Here is a 14,629-nt window from a genome sequence, read left to right as displayed (position 1 = left end):
CCCGGCAGGAGCCGGGACCCCACCTGTCGTCAATGAAAGGGAGTTGTCATTTATGTTGGTTATCCGTCCTATCGAGCAGCGCGACTTCGCCGGTCTCAAAACCTGTGCCATCGAATCCGGCACCGGCATGACTTCATTGCCCGTCAACGACGAGCTGCTGCAACGCAAGATCGATGCCTCGACCCAGACCTTCCTGGACAAGCCTGCCGGCAAGGGAGACTGCCTCTATTTCTTCGTGGCCGAGGATCTGGAGACCGGCGAAATGGTCGGCACCTGTGCCATCGATGCGGCCGTCGGCCTGTCCCAGCCGTTCTACAACTATCACATCGGCAAGGTGGTGCACTCGTCCCCCAAGCTCGGCATCTACAACGTGGTCGAGACGCTCACCCTGTCGAACGACTACACCGGCAACTCCGAGCTGTGCACCCTGTTCCTGCGTGAATGCGCCCGCGAGGGGCTCAATGGCCGACTGCTCTCCAAGCACCGTTTCCTGTTTATGGCCGAGCACCCGGAATTATTCGATGAAACCGTCTTTGCCGAGATGCGCGGCGTCTCCGATGGCGACGGTCACAGCCCCTTCTATGAGTGGCTGCAGACGCATTTCTTCTCGATGGACTTTCCCACCGTCGACTATCTCACCGGTATCGGCAAGAAGCGCTTCATCGCCGAGCTGATGCCCAAGTACCCGATCTACGTCAACCTGCTGAGCAACGAGGCGCGGGCCGTCATCGGCCAGACCCACGAGAAGACCCGCCCGGCCATCAAGATGCTGCAGGACGAGGGTTTCGTGAACCGCGGCTACGTCGACATCTTCGATGCGGGCCCCACCGTCGAGTGCGACGTGAAACACATTCGCAGTGTGCGCCGCAGCCAGAAGCTGCGGGTGCTGGTCGGTGAGCCCATTGGCGGTCATACCTATCTGCTGTGCAATACCCGTTTCGATCAGTACCGCGCCTGTTACGGTAACATCCGGGTCGATCTGGACAAGCGCGAAGCCATCATTCCGCCCAAGATGGCGACCGCCCTCAAGGTGGAGAATGGCGACATGGTGCGGGTCGTCGATCTGGAGTGACGGCTCGGCGAGGCCATAACATCTGAAGCAGGCAGCCACGGCTGCCTGTGAACCACAGGGAGTGAATATGTCTTTAGTGCAACTTATCGATGGGCAGTGGCTGGCCGGTGAAGGCAAGCCGTTCGAGTCAAAGGATCCGGCCAAGAATGAAGTGATCTGGCAAGGGGGGGCAGCCAGCGCCGCCCAGGTCGATGCCGCCGTCAGTGCCGCTCGCCATGCCTTCTACCATTGGTCCGATCTGGCCCTCGAGGATCGTCTGGCCATAGTGCGCCGATACGCCGACTTGCTCGGCGAGCACAAGGAGGCGCTGGCCCTGACCATCGCCCGTGAAACCGGCAAACCGCTGTGGGAGACCCGCACCGAGGTCGCCGCCATGCAGGGCAAGATCGCCATCTCCATCCGCGCCCATGACGAGCGCACCGGCACCGTTGAGAATCCTATGCCGGGTGCCAAGGCGTTCGTGCGCCACAAGCCTCACGGCGTGGTCGCGGTGTTCGGCCCCTACAACTTCCCGGGTCACCTGCCCAACGGTCACATAGTGCCGGCGCTCATCGCCGGCAATGCGGTGGTGTTCAAGCCCTCCGAGCTGACCCCCATGGTGGCCGAGGCCATGCTGAAGATCTGGCAGGAGGCTGGGCTGCCCAAGGGCGTGCTGAACCTGGTGCAGGGCGAAGTGGAGACCGGCAAGGCGCTGGCCGGCAATCCGGACATCGACGGCCTCTTCTTCACCGGATCGTCGCGCACCGGCCACTTCCTGCACCAGCAGTTTGCCGGTCAGCCGGGCAAGATCCTGGCGCTGGAGATGGGGGGAAACAACCCGCTGATCGTCAAAGACGTGAGCGATGTGGACGGCGCCGTCCACGCCATAGTCCAGTCCGCCTTCATCACCTCGGGTCAGCGCTGCACCTGCTCGCGCCGCCTGTTTGTCGAGCGCGGCACCAGGGGCGATGCCCTGGTCAAGCGGCTGGTGGACGTGGTCGGTCAGATCAAGGTTGGCCTCTATGACGCCGCCGATCAACCCTTCATGGGCGCCATGATCAGCGAGCGAGCGGCGCTCGGCATGGTGGAGGCGCAGGCCAAGCTGCAGCGCCTCGGTGGCGAGAGCCTGCTGGTGCTCAAGCATCTTGAAGCGGGCACCGGTTTCGTCTCCCCCGGCATCATAGACGTGACCGCGGTGAGCGCACTGCCGGATGAAGAGTACTTCGGCCCGCTGCTGCAACTCATCCGTTACGACGACTTCGATGCCGCCATCGATCAGGGCAACGCCACCAGCTTCGGCCTGTCGGCCGGCCTGCTCGGCGACAACGAGGCAGACTGGCAGCACTTCTTCAAGCGCATCCGTGCCGGCATAGTCAACTGGAACAAGCCCATCACAGGCGCCTCCAGTGCCGCGCCCTTCGGCGGCATCGGTGCCTCCGGCAACCACAGGGCGAGCGCCTACTACGCCGCAGACTACTGTGCGTACCCGGTCGCCTCGGTGGAAGACAGCAAAGCCGCCATGCCGGATCAGCTGTCGCCTGGCCTGACGTTCTAGGAAAGAGGCCGATATGAACAGGCAGGTGCTGGCCGACTACTGTACCCATTGCCCGGTCGCCTCCGTCGAGGACAGCAAAGCCGCCATGCCGGATCAGTTGTCCCCCGGCCTGACCTTCTGATAACAAGAAAATAAAGAGGGGCACTCAGAGGTGCCCTTGTCTGTACCCGCAATCAAAGGAAAGAGAGATGCAAAAGGATATCGAGACCCTGTTTGGCCATCTGTGGGACAACTACATTCAGGTCACCCCGAGCGCCCATCAGGTTCATCAGCTGCTGGGGGGCGGCGCCCCCATCATCAACGATCACGTGGCGTTTCGTACCTACAACCTGCCCAAGCTGGGGCTGGAGAAACTGGCTACCCACTTCCGTGCCCTGGGGTACGAGGAGAAGGGCGAGTATGTGTTCAAGGCCAAGAAGCTCTACGCCAAGCACTTCGAACACGCCGATCCAGACGCCCCCAAGGTGTTCATCAGCGAGCTGAAGGTGGAAGAGCTCTCCGAGACGGCTCAGGCCATCATTCACAAGCTGGTGGATCAGGTGCCCGATCACCTGACCGATACCCCGGCCTTCCTCTATACGGGCGCCCCCTGGCAGGTCTCCTGGAGCGATTACCAGACCCTGCTGGCCGAGAGCGAGTATGCGGCCTGGATGGCGGCCTGGGGCTATCGCGCCAACCACTTCACGGTCAACATCAACCGGCTGGCCGATTTTGAGACCATAGAAGAGGTCAACTCAGCCCTGAAGGCGGCGGGCTTTGTGCTCAATACCGTGGGCGGCGAGGTGAAGGGGGATCCTCAGGTTATGCTGGAGCAGTCCTCCACCATGGCCGACAAGGCGGACGTGCCCTTCAGCGATGGCGTGCGCGCCATCCCGAGCTGCTTCTACGAATTTGCCCGGCGCTATCCCCAGGCCGACGGCGTGCTCTACCCGGGCTTCGTCGAGGCCTCGGCGGACAAGATCTTCGAATCCACCAACGCCATGTGATGGCCCAGAACGCTAAAAACGCCCCGCATGGGGCGTTTTTTATGGTGCTGGCACAGGCCGGCATCGTCTCTGCCCCACCTTTTCGGATGGATCCGTTCACGTGCCTGCGCGCTCATGGGCGCAGAGAGCGGCATATGGGGTTATTTCGCGTCATGGCGTGGAATATTTGTTGTCAGATGCGTCCGAGTGGTCTCCAGCGGATACTATTCATGGGCGAGCGGCTTATTCTATCGCCTTGAAATAATACGGAAGACACTAATAAGTTTGCGGCCTTGTGAACGTAATATATCGGCTTGGATCACCCATTCATTATACAGAGTAGTTCAGGTCCGCTTTCCAAACGGCTTGTCAAATATGTGATCCAGCCCTTGACCCATCCCAATAAACATATCTTTAAATCCAGAATTGACATGTTATTGTAGTTTTGGGCGACATAGTATGTAAAGCATACTGATATGCAGTCGATGTAATTCAGCTGTTTATGAAGTGAATCGGACTCACGAAATAACACTCTAGAGTCAATATATGGAAAACCAACACAAATATCAGATTCTGGTGCCATTTATAGAGCCTGTTGGAAACCAGTCTGTGCCTTCGGTCAACTATTCCAAGACGCTGGGGTCGAGCGATAGCTGGATTGGCTGTGGATATATAAACCGGAACGGAAAATCGAAGGCGCTTGTCAATGTCAGCTTCCCTTATTTTTCATTGGTACTGGTGCTGGATGGCAGGGGAAATTATATCGATGAGCAAGGCCAGCAATATTCCCTTGGCAAGGGCAGCGTCTTCTTGCGCAGACCCGGCCAGCGCCATTCCAGCCATTGCGAGAGCCTGCCCGCCTGGAAAGAAGTCTATCTGGATTGCGACCGGGCTCTGTATGAACACCTGGCTTCATTCCTGATCCCTGAGCACGGCGCCGTCGTCTTTCAAACGGCCAGCCCGCTGGAGGCCATCGATCACTTCTCCAGTTTCATGGAGTTTGTGAAGAACGCCAGCGAGCTGGATATGCCCAGCGTGTATATCAAGTTCATCGAGTTGCTCGGCGCCCTCTTTAATGGCTCGATGAATCATCCTGAGCACCATGAAAACAACATGGTCAATCAGGTCAAGCTGGCACTGGATGAACTCTGTCATCAGCGCATAGATTTAAAACTATATTGTGATGAGCTGGGGCTGAACTATGAGGTATTTCGCAAGGAGTTCAAGGAGCAGACCGGACTGTCGCTGATGAAATATATCGTAAGGTGTCGGTTGGATAAAGCCTGCACCCTGCTGAGAACGACCAATCTGCGGATATCCGAGATCTCCAACGAACTGGGATATTCATCGCAATACGAATTTTCGAATCAATTCAAGCGTTATTTCAATCTATCTCCAAGGCAATACAAACAAGGCATTAATTAAATCCTGTCGGTTGGGTTGTGATTGCTGCCTTCACCATGATTTATTCTGTTAAATGAGAGAGCTGTCCATGATTGCTTATATGGCTGTGCCCATCGTTTTTATAACGATGTATATGATCATAAAGAACTATCAGACTCATACCACCTTGACGATTTCCGGCCTGCTGATGCTGACCGTGGGCGTCGTATTCACCCAGGGCGGCATTGCCGACTTTATGGGGGCACAATATAAATTCAGTTCGACGGGATCCACCTTCTTCGACCTGTTCGGGGCCTTCAGCGCCATCATGTCGGAGCGCACCGCGACCATCGGCATGATCGCCATGACCTCGGCCGGATTCGCCTCCTACATGAGCAAGATTGGTGCCGCCGACAGTCTGGTCAAGGCCTGTGCCAAGCCACTGCAGCTCATCAACAAGCCTTATCTCATCCTGGCCCTGGCGTTCATCATAGGGCAGACCCTGAACCTGGTGATCCCGAGCCCGGCCGGGCTGGCCATGCTGCTGCTCATCTCTTTCTACCCGATCCTGCTGCAAGCCGGGGTCAGCCCGCTCTCGGCCGCCGTGGTGATCGGTACCTGCGGTTCTCTCGATCTGGGCCCGGGCTCTGGCAACTCCAACGTCGCGGCCGAGCTGCTGGATATGTCGATCACCGAATACTTTGCCAGCACCGAGATCCTGGTGGCCATACCGGTCACCCTGACGGTGGCGGTTACCCATTTCTTCGTGCAGAAGTGGTTTGACAAGCGTGATGGCCACAAGCGTCCGCAGACCGAGGTCAAGGTCGCCGGTGAGCAGGACGATCGACAGGGCGCCCCTTACTCGCGACTCTATGCCATGCTGCCCTTCCTCCCCCTGGCGCTGCTGCTCATCTTCTCCGACATTGGCATCGCCAGCGTCAAGATCAACGCGCCCATCGCCATGTTTGCCTCCTTGATCATGATCGTGGTGATCGATGCCTTCAGGGTGAAGAGTCTGCAACTGGCGCTCGATCACTCCTTCGAGTTCTTCAAAGGCATGGCGGGGGCGTTCAGCACCGTGGTCGTCCTGATCGTGGCCGCCACCATGTTCACGCTGGGGCTGGATGCCATCGGTGCCGTCAACGCGATGAAGTCGATGATCCTGGCGGGTGATGTCCACTATCTGCTGATCACCCTGTTCGGCATGCTGATCATCGCCTTTACCGCCATGTTGACCGGGTCAGGCAGTGCCGCCTTCGTCAGCTTCTCCAACCTGGGTTCCGAGCTGTCGGCCGCGGCCGGTGTGAAATCGGTGCTCATGCTGGTGCCCATGCAACACGCCGCCGGTTTTGGCCGCTCCCTGTCCCCCGTTGCGGCCGTGGTGATTGCGGTGGCAGTGGCGGCCAATGTCAGCCCGTTCGAGGTGCTGAAGCGGGCGTTGATCCCTTGCATCGTCGGTATCTTCTCCACCCTGTTCTACACCCAGCTTATTTTCTCTTAATGGTGCCATAAAATGACCACATGCTACGATCCGACGAGCTATACCCTGAACCGCAACGGGTTCGAGAATATCTACGAAGACACTCATATTTATCAGACCTGGCTGGACATAGAGGCCATTCTGGCGAAGGTACAGATTGAGCTCGGCATCATCCCAAAGGCAGCGGGGGAGGTGATCATTCAGCACTGTGATATCGGGCTGCTCGATCGGGACAATATCATCCAGGGCTATATCAAGACCAAACACCCGCTGGTGCCTGTCCTCAATGAATTGGGGCGCATAGTGGGTGATGAGGCCGCCAAATATATTCACTACGGCATCACCACCCAGAATATTCAGCAGACGGCCGAGCTGTACCTCTGCAAGCAATTCAATCAGGAGTTTATTACCCTCATCGACAAGATGGTGGTCAATATAGGTGAACTGAAACGGCGGAATAAAGATGTCGTCATCGCGGCGAGGACCCATTCCAGGCATGCGCTGCCCATCTTGCTGAATACCAAGTTCGCCGTGTGGGAAGACGAACTGCTGAGGTGCAAGGATATTCTGGTCGGCTCGGCGCCAGGCATCTTCCAGGTCATGATGGGGGGCGCCGTGGGGGGCTTCCATACCCTGCCAGAGGTGGGGCCCAGCATGCAGGCGCGGATTGCCGAGCTGCTGGAGATGGGGGAGATGAAGATCCCCAGCCGCTCGATCCGGGTGCATATGTGCCAGTACGTCAACAACTTGACCCTGATTGCCCAGAGCTGCGCCAAGATTGCCGAGGAGGTCTACATCAGCTCATCCGAGGAATATTCGGAGATGAGCGAGGGCTTCTCCGAGGGTCAGATAGGGAGTAGCACCATGCCTCAGAAGATCAACCCGGCCCTCTGCTACGGTATCATCGGCAACGCGCGCATCCTGTTCAACCTGCCCAGCACCATGCTGAACATGGCCGTTCGCCCCTTCGAAGCCGATGGCTGCAGCAACCTGATCATCGACAATTCACTGCGGGAGGCGAATCTGCTCACCCATGAAATCATGCTGAAGACGGAGGCGCTGTTGCAGGATCTCTTTATTGACCGTGCGGCCATGCAGCGCAACCTCGATATTACCCAGGGCATGATCAGCGCCGAGAATGTGATGATGGTGCTGTCGAAAAAAGGATTGGGGAAGGCGAAAGCTCATGAGGCCGTATATGACATCATCATGCGGGCCAAGAAAGAGGCCATCTCTTTCAGCGAAGCTTATATTCGCCAGCCTGAGTTGCATGCATTCCTGTCCGTCGATGAATTTGAAAAGGCGATAGCCCCGCGATCCTATGTCGGACTGGAATATTGCTGATAGCCATTCCCCGCTAATTAAATAACCCATTTTATATTTCCCCTTCTTCCTGACATTTCCGGCAGGAGGGGCATCCATATACATTTTTTACACAGAACAGTTGGAGTAAATAATGAAACTTGCTGTAAAACTGAGTGTGGTCGCACTGACATTGGCCTCCGCGGGCGCACAGGCCCTGACCCTGGATTATCGCCATGAATACAAGGCCGATAGCGAGACCCAGGCCAATCGCCTCAAGCTCTCCCATGCCACGGAGGATGGCCTGTTCTTCAGCGTCGAGGGCAAGATGGCGGAGGGCTCAGACGTACAGGCGGACGGCTTCAAGGACGGTAATGGCAACTGGAGCGGCAGCGGCAGCGAGTGGGAAGTGGGCAAGAAGTTTCAGCTAACCGACAAGCTGGCGCTGGCGCCGGCCATCAACCTGGATGTGGGGGATTCCTATATCGGCTATCGCGTCCAGGTGAAGTCGTTCTACACCATCACCGACAACTGGTTCACCACCCTGCGCTGGCGTGGTGGTATCCAGAAGGATGAGAAGCCGACCGCCGCCGACAAGAATTACAACCAGCTCAACTGGGAGCTCGGTTATAAGGGAGAGGGCTTCACCATCACCGGGGACTACGAATACAAGTTTACCAATTACGAGGACTACAAGGGCGATCACAGCAATTGGCTGTATAACGTCGTCGTCGCCGTGCCCATCAACAAGCAGTGGGTGCCCTACACGGAAATTGGCTATGTGCCGCGTTATAACAGCGAACACGACAACGACGAGATGGAAATGCGTTACCGCCTCGGCATCAAATACAACTTCTAAGCCAGGCTGAAGGTTTGAGTCACCGGCTTTCTGTTGCCGCAGACCTCATAGGGAGGTCGGGCACGGAAAGCCGGTTCATCTATTTCCCCCTCCACTGGTCTCCACCAGACTTCATATCATGACGACATGGGCGGCCGGCATGGGGCCGCGTGCCTATTCGCGTACCCTATTGCGCTATCTCCTGTTTACACCAGCTGCAGTTCGCCCTCGGTGGCGAGCACAGTTGCCATGCCGGCGGCCTTGCCCGCCTGGATGCCGATCCGGGTGTCTTCGAACACCAGGCAGTTGGCCGGATTGGCGCCGAGCCGTTCGGCCACTCGCAGGAAGGTATCGGGATGGGGCTTGTGGTTGGTCACGTCGTCGGCGCTCACCAGCACCGAGATATAGGCATCGAGACCGGTACTTCGCAAGATACGCTCGGCCTGATTGCGCGGTGAGCCGGTGCCTATGCCCATGGGGACCTTGCCGTGGTGCTGCCTGACCAGCTCCCACATCTGGGGGAAGACGCCGGCCTTGTCGATCTGCTCCATGTAGAGCGCTATCTTGCGGCGGGCGAAGGCCTCGATGTCGATACTCAGCCCGTGCTGCTCGGCCAGGATGGCGACGATCTTGCGGGTGGGAATGCCGCCATATTCATTGAGTTGCGCCCGATCGAACGGCAGGCCGAACTCGGCACTGGTCAGCTCCCAGGCATCCAGATGCAGGGGCATGGAGTCCACCAGGGTGCCATCCATATCGAAGATCAGGGCGTCGTATTGCTCAAAGCGGGACTGCTCGGTCATGGGACTGCTTCCTCTTGGCTAAAGGCTCACAGTATCAGATCCGCCGGCCGGATGCCGCGACCGGGCTCATGCTTGTCGGCAGGGGCAGTGGTTTTCGCCATTGCCGGGTGATCTATGAGACAATAATGAGCCCTGTCGCCCGGTTCCTGGCATTTTATAGTAGCGAGATCCCTCTATGTCCCCCAAAACCATCTTCGCAAGCGTGGCCCTGGTGATCGCCCTGGGATCGCTGGAAAAGAGCATTGTCACCACCCCCTTGCCCATCATTGGCGCCGAGCTGAACGCCGGGGCCGCCCTCACCTGGGTGGTGACCGCCTACCTGCTGGCCGCCACCGCCGCCCTGCCGGTCTACGGCAAGCTGAGCGATCTCTTTGGCCGGGTGCGGATGCTCAATATCGGTATCGGCTTCTTTCTGGCGGGATCCGTGGCCTGCGCCCTCGCCCAGGATCTGCCGACCCTGCTAGGGGCCCGGGTGCTGCAAGGGCTGGGGGGCGGGGGGCTTATCGCCCTGGCCTTCACCGTGATCGCCGACAGCATACCGCCGCGGGAGGTGGGCAAGTATCAGGGCTACATCTCGGCGGTGTATGCGGTCTCCAGCATCGCCGGGCCCCTGCTCGGCGGCTACTTCAGCGAGCAACTGAGCTGGCGCTGGATCTTCTGGATCAACCTGCCGCTCGGGGCGCTCGCGCTCTGGCTGGTGAATCGTAACCTCGGCCACCTCAATGTGCGTCGCCACAGCCGCTTCGACTGGAAGGGGGCAGGGCTGCTCATTACCGTCACCACCCTCACCTTGCTGCTGCTCTCGCCGGACACCACGCTGTCCGCCCTCTGGCTGGCAGCGGGGCTGGCGGCGGCCCTGTTGCTGCTGATCCTGGTGGAGCGGCGCGCCCAGGATCCCATCTTGCCGGCCCATCTGGTGCGGCTGCCCGGCTATCTGGTGAGCGTGCTGCTGGCGCTGGCCTCCCAGCTGCTGATGTTCGCCGTGCTGGTCTATCTGCCGTTGCAGATGCAGTGGCAGAAGGGGATGGGGGCCAGCGAGAGCGGGCTTTACATGGTGATCTTCATGGTCTGCATCACGGCGGGTGCCTTCATCGGCGGCAAGCTGATCGGCCGCACCGGTCACTACCGGCGCTTCGTGGTGACGGGCTTTGCCCTGGCGGCGCTGGCACTGTGGCAAATTCATTTCGATCTCTGGGCCAATCTGGGGCTGGGGCTCGCCGGTCTGGGCCTCGGACTGGTGCTGCCGGCGCTCTCCGTGGTGGTGCAAAATGCCCTGCCACGGGAGGATCGCGGCATCGGCATGTCCCTGTTCAACTTCGGCCGTGAGCTGGGGGGCGCGGTCGGGGTCGCCATCTGCGCCATGCTGTTCCACTCCGCCCTGCCGGCGGGTAGCAGCCGGGATCTGGCGAGCCTGAGCCCGGCCGAGCTGGCACCTGGTTTCGGCGCCACCTACGTCGGCATGGCGTTGATTGCCAGCGCCGCCTTGCTCATCACCCTGCTGGCCCTGAAGCGCCACGAGCTGGCCAGCATGCCCGCCTGATGGCTGTATCGCGCATAGCAAGAGGGCTCCCCATGGGGAGCCCTCTTTTTATTAGCTGTGATCGGCCGTCAGCCGTTTACTCCTGGGCTGGCGCCTCCTTGCCGGCGAGCTGGCTCAGCCAGGCGAAGCGGCGGTTCGCATCCAGCTCCGCCTCCCGGTAGAGCTGGGTGGCGATCTCCGGCAGCTGGCGCTCGAGGCGCTTGAAGCGGGGCTCCTGCTGCAGAGTCTCGGCGAGAGAAGCCGTCGGCGCCCGGGAATCCAGCGCCAGCGGCGCCTTGCCCTCCTCGCTGCGACGGGGGTCGTAGCGGTAGAGCGGCCAGAAGCCGGTGGCGGTCAGCTGCTTCATCTGTTCGTGGCTCTGGGCCAGATCGTAGCCGTGCTCCTCGCAGGGGCTGTAGGCGATGATCAGCGACGGCCCCGGATAGGCTTCCGCCTCCTGAATGGCCTTCACCGTCTGGTTCATCTGGGCGCCGAGGGAGATCTGCGCCACATAGACGTGGCCATACATCATGACGCTGGCACCGAGATCCTTGCGCCCCTTGCGTTTGCCCTGCTCGCCAAACTTGGTGATGGCGCCGAGCGGCGTCGCCTTGGACTGCTGGCCGCCGGTGTTGGAGTAGCACTGGGTGTCGAGCACCAGCACGTTGATGTTCTCCCCGAGACTCAGCACGTGGTCGAGCCCGCCGAAGCCGATGTCATAGGCCCAGCCATCGCCGCCGATGAGCCAGACCGACTTGTCCACCAGGTGATCCGCGTCCTTCGCCAACTCAGCCGCGCCAGGCTCGGTGCGACCCTGCAGCAGGCTGCGCAGCTGCTCAATGTGGGCGCGCTGCTCCGAGACCGGCAGGCTGGCGTCTTGCAGCCCCTGTTGCAGCTCGGCCGGAACAGTGTCACCCAGACCGGTCAGCAGGCGGCGTACCCGATCGCGATGCTGATCGACGGTGAGCCTGAAGCCCAAGCCAAATTCGGCGTTGTCTTCGAACAAGGAGTTCGCCCAGGCCGGGCCACGCCCCTCGGCGTTGGTGGTGTAGGGGGTGGTGGGCAGGTTGCCGCCATAGATGGAGGAGCAGCCGGTGGCGTTGGCAATCAGCAGCCTGTCCCCGTAGAGCTGGGTCAGCAGCTTGATGTAGGGGGTCTCGCCACAGCCGGAGCAGGCGCCTGAGTATTCGAACAGCGGCGAGATGAGCTGGGAGGTGCGGATGTCGATGCGCTCCAGCTGCTCCGCGGTGCGCTCAGGCAGGTCCAGGAAGAAGTCGTAGTTCGCCTTCTGGGCATCGAGGTGGTCGAGCCTGGACGCCATGTTGATCGCCTTGCGGCTCGGATCGGTGCGATCCTTGGCCGGGCACACCTCGACGCAGAGGTTGCAGCCGGTGCAATCCTCAGGCGCCACCTGCAGCACGTATTGCTGGCCGCGCATGTCGCGGGCCTTCACGTCGAGGGCGTCCAGGGTCGCGGGGGCACCCTCGAGCGCGTCCTTGTCCACCACCTTGGCGCGGATGGCCGAGTGGGGGCAGGCCGCCACGCAGTAGTTGCACTGGGTGCAGAGATCCGCCTGCCAGATCGGCACCTCCTTGGCGATGTTGCGCTTCTCCCAGCGGGTGGTGCCCACCGGCCAGGTGCCATCCGGCGGGAAGGCGGAGACCGGCAGGCTGTCGCCGAGCCCCGCCAGCATGGCGGCGGTGACGGTCTGGACGAAGTCGGGGGCCTTGGCCGACACCACGGGGGGGCGTTGGTGGCTGGACTGATCAAGCACCTGCAGCGGCACCGGGATCAGTGCCTCGCAGGTGGCGGCCAGGGCCTGCCAGTTACGCTCGACCAGATCGCTGCTCTTGTTGCCATAGCTCGATGCGATGGCCTGCTTGAGCAACTCGGTGGCCTCTGCTGGCGGGATGATGGCGGTCAGCTGAAAGAAGGCCATCTGCATCACGGTATTGATGCGGCTGCCGAGCTGGCACTCCCGGGCAATCTTGGCGGCGTTGATGGTGTAGAGGTGGGCTCGCTTCTCCCGCAGCACCTGTTGCACCTCCTGGGGCAGCCGCTGCCAGATCTGATCGGCGTCGTAGGGGCTGTTGAGCAGGAAGATCCCCTCCGGCTTGAGCCGCTCCGCCATCTGGTACAGGTCGATGAACTGCCACTGGTGGCAGCCGATGAAGTCCGCCTCGTCCACCAGGTAGGCCGATTGCACCGGCCGTTCATTCACCCTCAGGTGGGAGACGGTGAGGCCGCCCGCCTTCTTGGAGTCGTAGACGAAATAGCCCTGGGGATAGAGCGGGGTGTGGTTGCCGAGGATCTTGATGCTGTTCTTGGCCGCCGAGACGGTGCCGTCGCTGCCAAGGCCGTAGAAGAGCGCCTCCAGCTTGCTCTGGCTCGGATAATCCAACGTCGGCAGCGGCAGGGAGAGGCCGGTGACGTCGTCGAAGATGCCGACGGTGAAGCGCGGCCTTGGGTTGTCCAGCATCAGCTCGTCGAAGATGGCCTGCACGCAGGCCGGATTGAACTCCTTGGAGGAGAGGCCGTAGCGACCGCCGATGACCCGCGGCAGGCTGGCACGCTCGCCCCGACTGACCGCCTCGGCCAGCGCGCTCATCACGTCCAGATAAAGCGGCTCGGCCTGGGCGCCCGGCTCCTTGGTGCGATCCAGCACCGCAATCTTGCGGGCACTCTCGGGAATGACCGCCAGCAGATGCTCTGCCCTGAAGGGGCGATAGAGGCGCACCTTCACCAGTCCCACCTTCTCCCCTTGCTCGATCAGCCGCGCGATCACCTCCTCACAGGTGCCGATGGCGGAACCCATCAGCACCAGCACCCGCTCGGCCTCCGGGTGACCGACGTATTCGAACGGCTGGTAGTGGCGGCCGGTCTGCTCGCCGAAGGCTTGCATCGCCTCGCTCACGTGACGGTAAGCGTCGTCATACCAGGGGTTGGTGGCCTCCCGGCACTGGAAATAGGTGTCCGGGTTGGCAGCGGTGCCGCGCACGACGGGGTGATCCGGGCTCAGGGCGCGATCCCGGTGGGCACGGATGGCCGCCTCCGGCAGCAGGGCACGCAGGGTGTCGTCCGCCAGCGGCACTATCTTGGTGATCTCGTGGGAGGTACGGAAACCGTCGAAGAAGTGGATAAAGGGCAGCCGGCTGTTGAGGCTGGCGACCTGAGAGATCAGGGCGAAGTCCTGCGCCTCCTGCACGTTGCTGGCGCAGAGCATGGCGCAGCCGGTCTGGCGCACCGCCATCACGTCCGAGTGATCGCCGAAGATGGACAAGGCATGGGTCGCGACGGTGCGCGCCGCCACGTGGAGTACGAAGGGAATGAGCTGACCCGCCAACTTGTAGAGGTTGGGGATCATCAGCAGCAGGCCCTGGGACGAGGTAAAGGAAGTCGCCAGCGCGCCGGTCTGCAAGGCGCCGTGGACGGTGGCGATGGCCCCACCCTCCGACTGCATCTCGACCACCCTGGGCACGTCGCCCCACAGGTTCAGGCCCCGATCGCTCGACCAGGCCGACGCCTGCTCCGCCATGCTGGAGCTGGGGGTGATGGGGTAGATGGCGATGACTTCGCTGGTGCGGTAGGCCACTGAGGCGACCGCGTTATTACCGTCTGTGGTGATCATGAGTTGCCCACTTGCTATGCCAGTGTAGAGGCCGGCGATGGAGTGCCAGCCATGGATAGGTCATGAACATCATAAGGGGGGGGAACAGCCGGCATCAAACGGGAT

Annotated in this window: 10 protein-coding genes; 8 read left to right on the top strand and 2 right to left on the bottom strand. The window is 60.7% G+C overall.

The features are described 5' to 3' along the window. Nucleotides 1–52 precede the first annotated feature (52 nt). The 7 genes from astA to MM194_RS06345 all read left to right on the top strand — a co-directional run bounded on the left by astA (nucleotide 53) and on the right by MM194_RS06345 (nucleotide 8,595). Complete coding sequence (gene astA / locus MM194_RS06375; protein WP_241343066.1) at nucleotides 53–1,072, top strand: arginine N-succinyltransferase; 1,020 nt, start codon at nucleotides 53–55, stop codon at nucleotides 1,070–1,072. Nucleotides 1,073–1,139: 67 nt separating this feature from the next. Next, nucleotides 1,140–2,606 (top strand): succinylglutamate-semialdehyde dehydrogenase, encoded by a 1,467-nt coding sequence (gene astD / locus MM194_RS06370; protein WP_241343065.1) that lies wholly within the window; start codon nucleotides 1,140–1,142, stop codon nucleotides 2,604–2,606. A 188-nt stretch (nucleotides 2,607–2,794) separates the two neighbouring features. Beyond that, a complete protein-coding gene (locus MM194_RS06365) occupies nucleotides 2,795–3,592 on the top strand; it encodes a DUF1338 domain-containing protein (RefSeq protein WP_241343064.1) in 798 nt (265 codons plus the stop codon). Between the two features lie 525 nt (nucleotides 3,593–4,117). Further along, nucleotides 4,118–4,996: an AraC family transcriptional regulator gene (locus tag MM194_RS06360; RefSeq protein ID WP_241343063.1), complete on the top strand. Its 879-nt coding sequence runs from the start codon at nucleotides 4,118–4,120 to the stop codon at nucleotides 4,994–4,996. A gap of 52 nt (nucleotides 4,997–5,048) precedes the next feature. After that, on the top strand, nucleotides 5,049–6,455 hold the full coding sequence (dcuC, locus tag MM194_RS06355; RefSeq protein ID WP_347006498.1) for a C4-dicarboxylate transporter DcuC: 1,407 nt from the start codon (nucleotides 5,049–5,051) through the stop codon (nucleotides 6,453–6,455). Nucleotides 6,456–6,467: 12 nt separating this feature from the next. After that, complete coding sequence (locus MM194_RS06350; protein ID WP_241343061.1) at nucleotides 6,468–7,778, top strand: lyase family protein; 1,311 nt, start codon at nucleotides 6,468–6,470, stop codon at nucleotides 7,776–7,778. A gap of 112 nt (nucleotides 7,779–7,890) precedes the next feature. Then, the gene (locus MM194_RS06345; protein ID WP_241343060.1) at nucleotides 7,891–8,595 is read left to right on the top strand and encodes an oligogalacturonate-specific porin KdgM family protein; all 705 of its coding nucleotides are present in this window, start codon (nucleotides 7,891–7,893) and stop codon (nucleotides 8,593–8,595) included. Between the two features lie 185 nt (nucleotides 8,596–8,780). Here the strand turns inward: MM194_RS06345 and MM194_RS06340 are convergent, their stop codons facing one another. Continuing rightward, on the bottom strand, nucleotides 8,781–9,377 hold the full coding sequence (locus MM194_RS06340) for a beta-phosphoglucomutase family hydrolase (protein ID WP_241343059.1): 597 nt from the start codon (nucleotides 9,375–9,377) through the stop codon (nucleotides 8,781–8,783). A gap of 175 nt (nucleotides 9,378–9,552) precedes the next feature. On the opposite strand from MM194_RS06340, the gene MM194_RS06335 reads away from it, so the two are divergent. Continuing rightward, the gene (locus tag MM194_RS06335) at nucleotides 9,553–10,917 is read left to right on the top strand and encodes an MDR family MFS transporter (protein WP_241343058.1); all 1,365 of its coding nucleotides are present in this window, start codon (nucleotides 9,553–9,555) and stop codon (nucleotides 10,915–10,917) included. Between the two features lie 76 nt (nucleotides 10,918–10,993). Here MM194_RS06335 and nifJ read toward each other — a convergent pair whose 3' ends face one another. Then, entirely contained in the window at nucleotides 10,994–14,524 is a 3,531-nt protein-coding gene (gene nifJ, locus MM194_RS06330) for a pyruvate:ferredoxin (flavodoxin) oxidoreductase (protein ID WP_241343057.1), read from the bottom strand. Between the last annotated feature and the right edge of the window lie 105 nt (nucleotides 14,525–14,629).

This window comes from Aeromonas sp. MR16, assembly GCF_022549315.1.
In the GTDB taxonomy this organism is placed as follows: domain Bacteria; phylum Pseudomonadota; class Gammaproteobacteria; order Enterobacterales; family Aeromonadaceae; genus Aeromonas; species Aeromonas aquatica.
This window is presented reverse-complemented; position numbering and strand designations above follow the sequence as displayed.